General features: G+C 38.5%; 13 protein-coding genes. 7 read left to right on the top strand and 6 right to left on the bottom strand.

Annotated elements, in window-relative coordinates; all coding sequences use genetic code 11:
* Nucleotides 1–70: 70 nt before the first annotated feature.
* The 3 genes from FD724_RS16035 to FD724_RS16025 form a co-directional block, all read right to left on the bottom strand.
* The gene (locus FD724_RS16035; protein WP_114080492.1) at nt 71–469 is read right to left on the bottom strand and encodes a phage holin family protein; all 399 of its coding nucleotides are present in this window, start codon (nt 467–469) and stop codon (nt 71–73) included.
* A gap of 219 nt (nt 470–688) precedes the next feature.
* A complete protein-coding gene (locus FD724_RS16030) occupies nt 689–1,030 on the bottom strand; it encodes a 2Fe-2S iron-sulfur cluster-binding protein (protein ID WP_179073308.1) in 342 nt (113 codons plus the stop codon).
* A 13-nt stretch (nt 1,031–1,043) separates the two neighbouring features.
* Complete coding sequence (locus FD724_RS16025) at nt 1,044–3,203, bottom strand: Tex family protein (RefSeq protein WP_179073307.1); 2,160 nt, start codon at nt 3,201–3,203, stop codon at nt 1,044–1,046.
* A gap of 561 nt (nt 3,204–3,764) precedes the next feature.
* Between FD724_RS16025 and FD724_RS16020 the strand changes: the two genes are divergently transcribed.
* Nucleotides 3,765–4,019, top strand: coding sequence for a hypothetical protein (locus FD724_RS16020; protein ID WP_114080489.1), 255 nt, complete (start codon nt 3,765–3,767; stop codon nt 4,017–4,019).
* A 1,182-nt stretch (nt 4,020–5,201) separates the two neighbouring features.
* Here FD724_RS16020 and FD724_RS16015 read toward each other — a convergent pair.
* A complete protein-coding gene (locus FD724_RS16015) occupies nt 5,202–5,420 on the bottom strand; it encodes a hypothetical protein (protein ID WP_179073306.1) in 219 nt (72 codons plus the stop codon).
* Nucleotides 5,421–5,583: 163 nt separating this feature from the next.
* On the opposite strand from FD724_RS16015, the gene FD724_RS16010 reads away from it, so the two are divergent.
* The 6 genes from FD724_RS16010 (at nt 5,584) to FD724_RS15985 (ending at nt 12,088) form a co-directional block, all read left to right on the top strand.
* The gene (locus FD724_RS16010; RefSeq protein WP_114080488.1) at nt 5,584–5,967 is read left to right on the top strand and encodes an EamA family transporter; all 384 of its coding nucleotides are present in this window, start codon (nt 5,584–5,586) and stop codon (nt 5,965–5,967) included.
* A 37-nt stretch (nt 5,968–6,004) separates the two neighbouring features.
* Nucleotides 6,005–6,361 carry an EamA family transporter gene (locus FD724_RS16005; protein WP_114080487.1) on the top strand — a complete coding sequence of 119 codons (357 nt, stop codon included), beginning with the start codon at nt 6,005–6,007 and terminating at the stop codon, nt 6,359–6,361.
* A gap of 94 nt (nt 6,362–6,455) precedes the next feature.
* Nucleotides 6,456–7,760, top strand: a complete 1,305-nt coding sequence (locus FD724_RS16000; protein ID WP_179073305.1) for an NAD(P)/FAD-dependent oxidoreductase — start codon at nt 6,456–6,458, stop codon at nt 7,758–7,760.
* Between the two features lie 11 nt (nt 7,761–7,771).
* A complete protein-coding gene (locus FD724_RS15995) occupies nt 7,772–8,629 on the top strand; it encodes a glycosyltransferase family 2 protein (RefSeq protein ID WP_179073304.1) in 858 nt (285 codons plus the stop codon).
* Between the two features lie 390 nt (nt 8,630–9,019).
* The gene (locus FD724_RS15990; protein WP_163936289.1) at nt 9,020–10,492 is read left to right on the top strand and encodes a TldD/PmbA family protein; all 1,473 of its coding nucleotides are present in this window, start codon (nt 9,020–9,022) and stop codon (nt 10,490–10,492) included.
* Between the two features lie 255 nt (nt 10,493–10,747).
* Nucleotides 10,748–12,088: a TldD/PmbA family protein gene (locus tag FD724_RS15985; RefSeq protein ID WP_179073303.1), complete on the top strand. Its 1,341-nt coding sequence runs from the start codon at nt 10,748–10,750 to the stop codon at nt 12,086–12,088.
* Nucleotides 12,089–12,158: 70 nt separating this feature from the next.
* Here FD724_RS15985 and FD724_RS15980 read toward each other — a convergent pair whose 3' ends face one another.
* Together FD724_RS15980 and fetB are read right to left on the bottom strand one after the other, a co-directional pair.
* The gene (locus FD724_RS15980; RefSeq protein ID WP_179073302.1) at nt 12,159–12,599 is read right to left on the bottom strand and encodes a pentapeptide repeat-containing protein; all 441 of its coding nucleotides are present in this window, start codon (nt 12,597–12,599) and stop codon (nt 12,159–12,161) included.
* 457 nt (nt 12,600–13,056) lie between these two features.
* Nucleotides 13,057–13,833, bottom strand: a complete 777-nt coding sequence (gene fetB / locus FD724_RS15975; protein WP_179073301.1) for an iron export ABC transporter permease subunit FetB — start codon at nt 13,831–13,833, stop codon at nt 13,057–13,059.
* Between the last annotated feature and the right edge of the window lie 9 nt (nt 13,834–13,842).

Below are 13,842 nucleotides of genomic sequence, written 5' to 3'. Positions count from 1 at the left end.
AAATCCACCTTCAGATATTTTTTATGGAGTAGAAAAGTGATGAAATTACTATTTCTACCCCTTTTAATATTTATCTAGAAGGTAATTCATTTTGGCTTTTTACATCACCACTGCTGGTTAAAAGGTTTCTTTCAACAAAGTAGTTATTAATGAAAGTGTTAGCAAAGGTTAGAATCACTGGCCCAAGAAGGAAACCAATAATCCCATTTACTGAGAAACCAGGAACTAGTACTGCTGCTAACCAAAAACATAAACCGTTGACGACGAGCGAAAATGCTCCAAATGATAGAAAGTTAAGTGGTAGGGAGAGAGCAGACAGAACTGGTTTAACTGAACCGTTAATTAGCCCAACTACTAAAGCAGCAATCATAGCTGCGGGGAAATTAGCAATATTAACGCCTGGAACAACTAAATCAACAATCAACAGGCTCAAAGCTGTAGCTAGGGCGGTTAATAATGGTGTCAACATTTTTTTGACCTAATCTTTTTTGTTTGTAACTTCTTATCTCATCTTTAACTATGTGACAGACTTTCACCTCTCTTGCAAGATAGAATTTCCTTCTACCATTAGGTCTATTATTGAGAAAACTATAGTGGTTATCATATTGATGCGCCCCTACTGTGATGCCATGTTTTCAAGGGTGCGTTAATTTTTTTGTTTAATGCACCCTACGAATTTAAGATTAATTTAATCAGATTTTCCAGACTCAGGCTTGTAGTAAAGAGCTGACTTATATAAGACTTGTTCTTGATGGGTTTCTAAAGTGCAATTAGACAAGGGGTAAGTTACACAAGTAACAACATAACCAGCCTGTATTTCACTTGGGCGCAGAAATTTTTGCTCGCTTTGATTAACTTCACCGCTAATGAGTTTGGCAATACAAGCAGAACATTCGCCTTGTTTACACCCAGATGGTAGACGGATACCAGCTTCTTCTGCTATATCCAGAATATATTGATCGTCTGGTATTTGAATGGTGCGATCTAACCCAAGTGTAGGATTGATGAATCGAACTTGATAAACTCCCATCTGCTGTTTCTAATTATTGTTTAACTGCTTTCATCGACAAACTAATCCGCTTCAGTTTTTCGTTGATTTCTAACACCTGCACTTTAACTACTTGTCCGACTTTGACAACTTTGTTGGGATCGTCTACAAATCTATCAGTAAGTTGGGATATATGCACTAAGCCATCTTGATGTACGCCGATATCAACGAAAGCCCCAAAGTTGGCGACATTTGTCACGATTCCCTCTAGTTCCATTCCCACCTTTAAATCCCTGATTTCCTTAATTCCTTCTTTGAAGGTGGCATACTTAAACTCTGCACGGGGATCTCTACCTGGTTTTTCTAGTTCGCTGAGGATGTCGCGCAGTGTAGGTTCGCCGACGCTATCGGTAACATATTTCTTCAGGTTGGTCTTTTTTAGTTTTTCGGCGATTTGTGTCACCTGATTTAATGGCACATTTAGATCAGATGCGATCGCTTCTACTACAGAATAACTTTCTGGATGCACTGCTGTATTATCTAATGGGTTGTCACCGCCGCGAATCCGTAGAAAACCCGCTGCTTGTTCAAAAGCCTTTGGCCCTAGCTTCGGAACTTTCAAAAGTTGGCGGCGATTTTTAAAGGCTCCATTCTGGTTGCGATAGGTGACAATGTTATTGGCAACTGTTGCTGTAATCCCAGAGATGGAAGTCAGAAGTTCTTTGGAGGCGGTGTTCAAGTCTACGCCGACATAGTTAACGCAGCTTTCTACAGTGTCATCCAATTTCTTTTTCAACAACTTCTGATCGACATCGTGCTGATATTGTCCCACACCAATGGATTTGGGATCGATTTTCACTAGTTCGGCTAAAGGGTCTTGCAAACGCCGGCCGATGCTAATAGCACCGCGCACGGTAATATCTAAATCGGGAAACTCTTCTAACGCTACAGTACTCGCAGAATATATAGATGCACCAGACTCATTCACCATTACCTTAACTGGTTTGCGTTCTATTGTTTGCAATACTTGCGTCACAAATTCTTCTGTCTCGCGGGAAGCTGTACCGTTACCGATGGCGATTAACTCAATTTTGTACTTTTCAATCAGATTCTTGACAGTTTGTGCTGCTTTAGCACGTTGTTCAGCCGCTTGATGAGGAAAAACCGCTTGATATTCCAAAAATTTTCCTGTTTGGTCGAGGACAGCAACTTTACACCCAGTTCTAAATCCAGGGTCTATGGCCAAGGTTGGTTTCATTCCGGCTGGTGCAGACAGCAACAACTCTCGCAGATTAGTTTCAAATGTCTTGATTGACTCTATGTCTGCGTAGATTTTTTTCTCAGAAATTACCTCTCCCATTAGAGAGACTTTCATCAAACGGTTGAACGCATCCTTCAACATCGCCTGATAAAAATCACGAATTGGCCGAACTTTGGTTTTAATTTCTTTCGACTCCAGATAGTAAAGTACCGTATCTTCATCGAAAGCGATTTCAAAGCTTAATATTTTTTCGGTTTCACCCCGACACAACGCCAGCATATTATGGGGTGCAATATTTTTTACCCTAATTTTATAGTTACGGTACATCTCAAATTTAGTTGTACCTTCGGGATAATCATCTTTGATGTGGGAGACAAATACTCCTTCTTCTAAAAGATAATCGCGGATATATGACCGTAATTCCGCTTTTTCAGCGACTTCTTCCGCTAAAATATCAGCAGCACCTTTAAGCGCCTCTTCTGCTGTTTTGACTCCCGTGGTTTCAGAAATATACCTAGCTGCTTCTTCCTCCAGTGAAGCCGTTGCAGCATTTTTGATATTTAAAGATTTGATGAATTCCGCCAGTGGTTCGAGTCCTTTTTCTCTAGCGATAGTGGCGCGGGTGCGGCGCTTTGGCCGATAGGGTAAGTATAAATCCTCAAGTTCGGTTTTTTGTAAGCAGGATGAGATTTTGGCTTTGAGTTCATCTGTGAGTTTACCTTGCTGTGCGATCGCACTTAAAATCACCGATTTTCTTTCTTCCAGTTCTGTTAAATAAGTATATCGATCAGCCAGTTCACGTAGTTGCACTTCATTCATTTCATCGGTGCGCTCTTTACGATAACGTGCAATAAAGGGAATTGTTGCACCCTCCGCCAAAAGTTCCAGCGCGTTTTGCACCTGATGAGGTTTGAGGTTTATTTCAGTCGCCAGTAGTTGAGGAATGTTCAGCATTAGGTGTGTAAAATGCAAAAAAATAAAAATGCTACTTCTAAAGGTAATATGCTAGATCCTTATCCTGGCGCAAGGCCAAAGTTTTAAGCTAATTTACCAGATGATTGCTCACAAGAGTAGAAGCCGAAGAGACAAAACCCACCTACGCAAGTAAGTTTTAAACCCTATTAATCCGCGTAGATGAAGGAGAGTTTGTATAGCATAGCGCAGCTATCCTGAGTCGGGAGAGGGTTAGAACAAGCATCGCCAAGACACTTGTATAAGCATACACTTAAACATTGCTACGCATAGTGTCTTAATATCCCTACTTTGAAAGCTTGTTACACGCAGTATCTACCACAAATGAAGGAGTTATTCGCCAAGCTTTTGGATGCTTCATCTATCGCAATAATTATTCAAATTGGTATAAGATATAATGTTGCCTAATCTTGATTTTCTCTAATATTTATTTCGTTCGACTGTTGTGCCTAAAAGCTTATTGGATGTAAAATTGACCACAATTACCAAAACAATTTGTTTTATAAGCACAATAAATAACTTTTCATTCAGAGGTTTGCTAAGATGCCTTTGTTTTTCTTGATACCACTGTGTACTGCTTTAGCCACGGGCTACATGTTTAAAAAGAGTACTGATGAAATTGCATATCTTGCAGGTGTATTCGCAGCTATTAGCTTGATTTTAAGTCTAGTATTGGCACCTTGGCAGATTCAGTTTGGATTATTAATTGCTGTCTTAATCATTACGAACAGACTTTTGCAGAAAAATGAGTTCAAACAAACTGAAGCTACAGGAAAACAACCTAGAGAAATTAAATAATCTCAACCACGACAAAATATTTTTTTCAACTTTAAACTGCTAAAAATCATAAGTCATCTAACCTAGTAATGTCTTTAAAAACAAAACTTGGTAACTTTTTGATGAAAAGCCCCTCGATATGTGTATAATTTTGACAACTTCTTGAAACTGTACTGTATTTATTATTTCCTAATAATGGTAAATTCCATTTTCTACTTCAGGTAATAAACTCTATAGTTAGGTTAAGTATTGTTGAACTTTTCCATTGGAAAGGCAATGCAAACTTTTAAAAATATATTCATAATCAATCATAGTATCAAATAAAATTTGATCGTAAAATTCAGAAATTGAGTTTTCCATCTTACTAGGTATCATAAGTGACCTACGGTTGTTTTGAGGTGTATAAAATTTAATATCTTCGTGGATAATATAAAAAACAATTCAGACTATCGGTTTTCATTTATGATGTGTGCTGTATTTAACTAATACTTTAATGTACTATAATATACACGCTATTGTCTGCACTGTTGTTCAAGGTTAATTCTGTTTTCTCAAACTCTTTGCTTTACACTTCTAGAGTCTGACATGAAATCGCTACTTCTGTAAGTTTATTAGCCAGAAAGTGCTTTATAAATGTACAAATAAAAATTCCTAATATATATAGGAAAATTTCGATTTTATGAAGTTTTTGTTTAAGTATATTTTCGGTAAATGAATTTTTGATGAAGTGTGCCGATAAATTTGCAACACCCTTTTCTCGTGGTATTCTAGTAAGTGATTATATGTAACAATAAATTTTGAGTAAACCTCTAGTTAAAATTACATATAATTAAGAACAATCTAAACAAGCCTAAGACTAAATGTAAAACATCTCAAATCTGCTTAAATTAACGTAAGCTGTGAGTTAATCGCCAAACGCTAGTTTACATTAGCCGTTAGTCTCGTGAAAAACTCCCTTTGGACATTAAGTAAAACCCCCACAGACCTGTAAAGCGCATTACTTGAGACTGATTCATCTCTCTACTTTCCGTAGCCAAGCAGACTTCTATCACTCATTGTGTTCTTGTGTCCAAAAAGACTAAGTATGCACACTTAAGCTGAGTACAAGTTTTTATTAGTCGGCTTAGTTACCAGCCGAGGTTACAGATATGTATGTAAGCTTGGAAACTGACAAAGCCCTAACTTGTCGCATATCTGCATCAACTATGACATAGATGTTGCGATCGCACTACAAAGTACTCTGGAAACATAGCTAGCTGATACGGAAGCCTTCTGCAATTCACAGTTGGGTAAAGCCAAACTGAAAATACAACTATAAGCACTTGACTCCGACAATACCGGATGCTGCAATAATATAGCAACCGTTTTACAAGCTGTATAGTATTTAGTTGCTAACTCTTGAGCACAGCTTTTGGTGGTCATTTTGATATCAGTCCCTTCAAAATAGCCTTCTTAATGTTGTTGTCTATTTTAGGAAGTGGAAGTCGAATTGCACAGAAAGTATCACCGAAATCAGAAACGCCCAAAACAATAGGCTGTTTCCTGGCCGGTTCATACCTACTATCTCGATTGAGGGAAATGTACGATGAAATCTATATTGGAAATTTCAAACGTTAAAATAATTCCCTATATTATCTTGTTTGTCAGTATTTTATTTAGTATTTCTGGGCAATTGCTCATGAAATATACCATGAGTCATACAGATGAGGGACTATTGGATTGGGTATTTCTTCAAAAATTAGCATTAGCTGTTAGTGTTTATTGCTTAGGAATAGTCAATTGGATACTGGCTTTGCGATCGGTAAAATTGAGTATTGCTTATCCACTGACTAGTTTAAATTATGTCGGTATACTTTTTGGCTCCTACTACTTTTTTAATGAGGTGATTACACTAACTAGAATTGCAGGAGTAATCACTATTTTTCTAGGTATTCTTTTAGTAGTTATTCCTTTGAAAAAGCCTATATAAATTTCTCTATAGTAAATCCTACAAAACCTATTAGAACATGAACATTATTACCTGGCTACTTTTAATAGTTGTAGTTTTATTCGGAACCACAGCTAACATATCACTAAAATATGGACTTCATATTTCTAGCCCTACTAAGGGAGCTAGCACATCTATTTTAAATCTTTTATTGTCTCGTTATTTTTGGATTTGGTTTATCTGCTATACATTTATGACTGTATTGTGGCTTTATGTATTGCGGACAATTCCTCTAAGTCAAGCATTTCCAGTTTTAGGACTAATGTATGCACTGATCCCAATTGCTTCTCACTATCTTTTAAAAGAGCGAGTTGTATTTAGCCAGTGGTTAGGAATATCTATTATCATAACTGGTGTAGTTCTTGTTGTAAACTGATAGCTAAAGAGCCGAATACTGAGGCTATTAATGTTATTAACAGCCTTTGAAGATAAATCTCAAAAACATAGCTACAAAAATATAAATTAAATTTATGAATATAGGTATTATTGGCGGAGGCATAACTGGTCTAGTATTAGCCCAACGTCTTGCACATCAAGGACATATAGTAACTGTCTTCGATAGCAACAAACAGCTTGGTGGACTGACCACTTATCATGATTATGGATTGTTTACTTGGGATCGCTTTTATCACGTTATCCTACCTTCTGATACTCATCTAATAAATTTTCTCAGAGATATTGGTCTGGGAGATAAACTGCGTTGGCATAGAAGTTTAACAGGATTTTATGACAATAAGAAATTCTATTCTATCAGTAACACTATAGAATTTCTTCGCTTTCCTCTATTTGGACTTATAGGTAAAATCAGATTAGCCTTTACTCTCCTATATGGTTCACGTCTGAATAACTGGCGGCGCTTAGAGAAGATTTTAGTGGAAGATTGGCTATTAAAACTCGGTGGTAAAAGCACATACGAAAAGCTTTGGAAACCTTTACTTCTATCCAAATTAGGAGAGAACTATAAGAGAATATCAGCAGTTTTTATTTGGGCTTATATCAAACGACTATTTTCAGCGCGTGATTCTTCATTAAATAAAGAACAACTTGGTTATGTCTCAGGCGGTTACAAAACTGTTTTTGACCATATAGAAAAGTTAATTTATGCGGCTGGAGGTCGTATTCACACAGGGGTTGCAGTAGAATATATCGCGTCTCATCCAGGCGGTGGAATGTGGGTAGAATTTCAGGGTAAAAAGGAACATTTTGATAAGGTAATTTTTACTGGCCCAGTTAATATTTTGCAACAAGTTGCTGCTGATGAACTGATAAAAGTTTCCGACACTGGTGAAACAGTAGAATACCTGGGTGTAATCTGCATGGTATTGATTACTCGCAAAGCTTTAGTTCCTTATTACGTCGTAAATATCGCCGATAGAACTATTCCTTTTACCGGAGTCATCGGTATGAGCAACTTAGTTTCTTTGCAAGAAACAGCAGGATATCACATGACATTTCTACCAAAATATATCCTTTCCACTGACCCGTTACTAAAACAGCCCGATGATGAATTGCGCCAAGTATTTTTTCAGGGTATACGTTTGATGTTCCCAGAACTCAAAGCAGATGACATTGTAGCAGCACATATAAATCGAGCTATTAAAGTGCAGCCACTACAAGTTTTAGATTATTCCAGCCTTGTTCCAAAAGTGAGTACCGAAAACGAAGATTTTTTCGTCGTCAATACCTCACAGTTGGTCAATGATAGCGTCAACAACAATGCAGTTGTGCGACAGGTTGATGAATTTCTCAAGAAATCAACATTGCTGAATTCTTGAAATTTGATTAATTGGATTTTATTTTAAAAATTACAGGAGTCTTTATGAGTCTTTTTGTTCTTTTACCCGCATACAACGAGCAAGAATCAATTCACCCCTTATTCAAAAGATTTCAGACATTGCAGCAAATCTCTAATATGGAGATAAAACTGATTCTTGTTGATGATGGTAGTAATGATGCAACTGCTCAGACTGCTTTAGAAGAATCTCAATCACTGGGGGTATTACTTAATTTAGTCCAACATCCAAAGAATGCTGGTTTAGGTGAAGCAATTAAAACAGGTTTTAGGACTTTCTTAGAAATTTCTCAAGAAGGCGATTTTTTAGCCGCGATGGATTGCGACAACACTCAACCGCCAGAACTCTTAATAAAGATGTATGACACTATGATAGCTGGTAGCTATGATATTGCGATCGCATCTAGATACCGAAAAGGCTCTAAAGTCATAGGTTTATCAAAGTTTAGAGAGATAATGAGTTATGGAGCTAGCTGGCTGTTTAGAATTGCAGCCCGTGTACCCGGTGTAAGAGACTATACTTGTGGTTATAGGCTATATAACCGTAATTTTGTTAGTAAATTAGATATGTATTATGGTGACAATCTATTTACTGAAAGTGGATTTGCTTGCATGATAGATTTACTATTGAAAGCCAAAGTACTCAGACCAAAAATAGCAGAAATTCCAATGGTTTTGAGATATGACCAAAAGCCAACTGCAAGCAAGATGAAAATTTTGAAAACTATTACTCGCACACTGAAGCTCTTATTTAAGAATCTATTATCTACAGGACAAAGTTCTAACTTAAGTCAGACTTTCAATGAGCGACAAACAGCAAGAATTCCACTGAAAATGGGAAATCGTAAATAAAGCTAAGAGTGATAGTCTGGATTAAATTAAGCCTTTGTAGGAAATAAGATTACATATTTAGTAGGAGTTATTCGTCAGGAAATTTCTTTATTTTTAGCAGAGTTAGAGCATCTCTAGCTCCTGAATCTCTTCATTGAGAAGAGTACTAAGTAAATACATAATATTAGGTGTATCTCATTTTCTGCCACTACCCTCAATGGTGGGAATTTTCAAAATCTCAGCCCGCCTTTGCGGGCTTTTTTATTGACAACCCTTTTGAAGGAGAGTTAGGGAAATCCACACTACTTTTCAAAGAATTGGTCAAGATGCTAGTTGAGTAAATTTGCTAGAGTGAACACACCAGGATTTTTCAGTCAAATCTCTGAATTACGCCAGCAGACGAGGCTACCCATGCTTACAAGTACGCTACTTCTCTCGAATCAACTTCCCACCTTACAATATTCCTCTACACCAGAGCGTTTCGATGAAACCTGGGAAGCCCCCCTGGCTACCCTCCTGGGATTAGGACGCGCCGCAGGCGCTGACTTCATCGAATTATTTTTAGAACGTCGCAACTATATTAGTTGTCTTGCAGAAGAGGATTCCATCACTAGTATTTCACCAAGTCTGTCTACAGGTGCGGGAGTCAGAGTATTTCGTGGCAAAGCCGATTGCTACGTCAGCACTAATGACCTTTCGTTTTCTGGTTTGAAAGCAGCTTTAGAAAAAGGTCTGTCTATCCTGGGATTGCAATTACCTGCTCCTAAAGCTTTCATCCCCGAAATTAACCTGGAACTACTGAGAGATTACGCCACCAAAAGAGGTAAAGATGCATGGCTACCAGTGTGTAGCTCTATCCGCGAAATGGGAGAAGTCCTCCTTGATGGAACTGCTCACCTGAAGCAAAAAGCTAGCCACGTTCAATCACGCCGTGCTACCTATTTTCGGGATTGGCAAGAAGTTTTAATCGCCGCCAGTGACGGAACTTTTGCACGTGATATTCGCCTCACCCAGTCGGTAGGATTCAACCTATTGTGTGCTGATGGTGCTAATCGTACCTCAATTGGCGATCGCGCGGGTAATACTAGCGATGCCAATTTCTTGAGAACTTGGGATTCTCAACAAGCCGCCGAAAAAATAGCAGAATCTGCCGGCAAAATGCTCTACGCCGATTACGTCGAATCTGGTACTTACCCGATTATTATGGCCAATCACTTTGGCGGCGTAATCTTCCACGAAGCCTGCGGACACTTACTCGAAACCACTCAAATTGAACGCAATACCACTCCCTTTGCTGACAAAAAAGGCGAAAAAATTGCCCACGAAAGTTTGACAGCCTGGGACGAAGGGCGCTCTGAAAATGCCTTCGGGACAATTGACATGGATGACGAAGGTATGCCTGCTCAAAGAACCTTATTAATTGAAAAAGGCGTTCTCAAAAACTTCTTAGCAGATAGAACAGGTTCTGCACGCACCGGACACCCCAGAACTGGAAGTGGCCGCCGCCAAAATTATACCTTTGCTGCTGCTAGCCGGATGCGTAATACTTATATTGATTCTGGCGAATATAGCACTGATGATTTATTTGCCTCGGTTGATAAAGGTATTTACTGTAAGAAGATGGGTGGTGGCAGTGTTGGTGCTACAGGTCAATTTAACTTTAGTGTTGATGAAGCTTATTTGATTGAAAATGGCAAAATCACTAAACCGCTAAAGGGAGCAATTTTAATTGGTGAAGCCAAGGAAATTATGAATAAAATTTCTATGTGTTCCCAAGATTTGGAAATTGCACCAGGTTTTTGTGGCTCTGTCAGTGGCAGCATTTACACCACAGTCGGACAACCCCACATCAAGGTTGATTCTATTACCGTCGGTGGACGATAAGAATTTTAGATTTTGGACTTCGACTTTGCTCAGTCGAACGATTTTGGATTTTGGATTGTAATATTCAAAATCCAAAATGCTCAAGCTCTCGGATAATTCCGTAGGTTCAATCTAAAATCTAAAAGAACAAACTGTTTGACTGTTACTTCAGTCAGAATTATTCGAGAGAAATATAAGCAATAACATCCAAAATCTAATCTTAAAAATAGCATCGCTGCCAATCCAAAATCTAAAATCTAAAATTCAAAATTGACTATGCCAAATATCAATGAGATTGCAAACTCTGCCAAGGACAATGCCGAAAAGCTTGGTATTAAAAAATTTGACATTTATGGGTCAACAGTAGATGATACCAGCGTGCAAGTAGACCAAGGTGAGCCAAAACAAGTTAAAGCTTCAAATCGCTCTGGTGTTACTGTTCGTGTCTGGAATGAAGAGAATACAATGGGTGTCACCAGCACCACAGATGTAGATTCCAAGGGACTGGAATTAGCTTTGAAAACTGCTTATGAAGCTAGTTTCTTTGGTGTTAAAGAAAATGTTCCTGATTTTAGCCCCGAAGCTACTGTTCCTATTCCAAATAAAGCCCAAGATAAGACACCCCAAGCACCCGTTGCTGCACTCATAGAAAGATTGTTGGTAGCTGAAAAAGAATTACTAGCAGCTCATCCAGCAATTAAAGGTGTGCCTTATAACGGTTTATCACAAAGAGATATTGACAGATTTTATCTAAATAGCGATGGCGCAGTCAGAACTGAATCTCATTCTTTAGCATCAGTTTATCTTTATAGCAAAACTGAAGAAGAAGGAAAAAAACCTCGCAGTGCAGGTGCTTTTAGAATCAACCAAAGTTTAGATAATCTAGACATCAATGGTTGCATACAAGAAACTGCCGATAAAACTATCAGCCACTTGAACTATGAAAAAATCAAGACTGGTAAATATCGAGTTGTTTTCTCAGCAGAAGCTTTCTTAAGTCTGTTGGGTGCTTTTTCTAACTTGTTCAACGCTCAAAGCATTTTGGATAATCAAAGCTTATCTACTCCTGATGATTTAGGTAAGCAAATTGCTTCTCCTCTACTTTCAGTTTTTGACGATGCATTGCACCCAGCTAACGTAGGAGCAGAAACTTTTGATGGTGAAGGAACTCCGACTCGGCAGATTTCGCTAATTGAAAATGGCGTTTTAACAAGCTTTCTCCACAGTGCAGGCACGGCTAAAAGGTTGAATACCCAGCCAACAGGTAATGCCAGTATTGGTGCAAAAGTCAGCGTTAGCCCCAATTTTTATCATGTTTTTACAACAGCAACTCCTGAAGAAGAGCTAAGTTTAGACACTGCTGAAAATGTTATTTTGATTGATGATTTACAAGCTCTCCATGCAGGAGTTAAATCTTTGCAAGGTTCCTTTTCTCTACCATTTGATGGTTGGCTAGTTAATAAGGGTGTTAGGACAAGTATTGAGTCAGCAACAGTTGCTGGCGATTTCTTGGAACTCTTAAAGTCAATTATTTATGTAGAAAAAGAGGCAGAGTTAACACCAGGGGGAGTTTGCCCGAAAATCTGGGTTAATGAACTGTCAATTACCGGTGAATAAAATTTAGTAAGTGCAGAGTTAGGAGTTGAATTTAACTCTTAACTCCTAACTTTGAAATCATGGCTGATCATTAGTATTCACCACCAACGCTGATGGCAGTATTGAATACGTCTGCACCGCTTAAATCAATATTAGCTAAAACAGCGCCATTTACGTCAGTATTATATAAACGGGAATTACTCAAATTAACGTTGGTGAGATTGGCATTATTTAAGATGGTATCGCTGACGAATGCTTCTGTGAGATTAGCAGACTTCAAATTGGCACCAGTTAAATCAGCACCTTCTAAATTAGCACCTTCGAGATTAGCTCCTTTTAAATTTGCATTTCTCAAGTCAACACCTATCAAATGAGCGCCTTTGAGGTTTGCTCCTGCTAAATTACATCCCAAACATTCTCTAGTTTCCAGCAAGCGCCGGACAGGGGCGGAGTTTTCTGCTTTGACGGGAATAGGCGCAGCTAAAGATAGCGTGCTGAGTAAGGCTGCTGCCGTCAAAAAAATTCTTTTCATATTTACCTCCGACACTTCTAGAAGTTATTAAATTTTTAACTTCTACGATACCAGTGTGCCAAGATTACAGAATTCTGTACTCATGCGATCGGAGGAATATGTAATTTCTATCAGATTAGATATTCTTCTGTAAATTAGTCCGATGGGATTAAAATTAAAAGTTTTTTAGTAGATATTACAAGTGCTTGGACACCGCAAGCAACGCCGAAAAATCATTGTTAAACCGCAGAGGCGCAGAGAGCGCAGAGAGAAAAAAGAGATTTTACCAGCCACCTTGAAAGGGCTAGTAGTCTGTCTCATTAATTCTGAAGGGTTATAAAAGTTCGTAGTAAGGACTTTAGTCCTTGATTTGAGCGATTTATCGCTCAAATCAAACCTAGCAAAATTAATGCGATAGACCACTAGTCCCATTATTGATTTGGGTATCAGCTTCCTAGGCTCGTAGTTGAAAACTTGTTTAACTAACTAACTGCGCGGCGGAATTGAAAAACTGACGACACAACCCCCTAGTAAGCAAAATCGTTGTTAACAAGTTAGCGAAAGCAACCATAAAGATAATTAAAATTTCGTAAGATACAGCATCGAGAGGTTTCACACCAGCTAGTAACTGTCCGGTGGTGATTCCTGGTATTGCGACCATCCCGATCAGAATCATTTGATTGAGAGTGGGGATCAATCCGGCTCTGATGGCATCTTTGCGATACTGGCTAACTGCTTGCTGGGGCGTTGCGCCTAAACTCAAGTGGGTTTCTATTTCGAGATGGCTGGAATTAATGGTGCTGACAAGACGATCGCCTGCGATCGCAGCTGCATTGGTAGCATTGCCTAAGACTATTCCTACTAAGGGAATTATATACTGTGGTTCATACCATCTGTCTGGTTGAATAATCAAGAAGTTAGTGTAAAACACTGTCAGGACGGTACTAATTAAAATTGCACCCCACACCAAAGGCAACAAATGAGGAATTTTTTGGCTGATGCGATTTCGTGCGACAATCGCCGTAATTGTCAGCATTATTGCTAATAGCGCCAAAACTGCCCAAGCATTGTCTAAAGCCAAGAAGAAATCTAAAATGTATCCCAATACAAGAAGTTGTAAGATGGTTCTCCCAGTAGCAAGGGCTAGGTTCAACTCTAATCCTAATTTTTCCCAGGCAGATAAACCAATGGCGATCGCCATCAATCCCACAGCAATAGCTAAATCCACGAAATCCAGCTTGATCATATCCTGCATGGGTTTTAT

It is taken from the genome of Nostoc sp. C057 (assembly GCF_013393925.1).
Classification (GTDB): Bacteria; Cyanobacteriota; Cyanobacteriia; order Cyanobacteriales; family Nostocaceae; genus Nostoc; species Nostoc muscorum_A.
The sequence above is the reverse complement of the archived record's forward strand: the minus strand, read 5'-3'. Positions and strand labels throughout refer to the sequence as shown.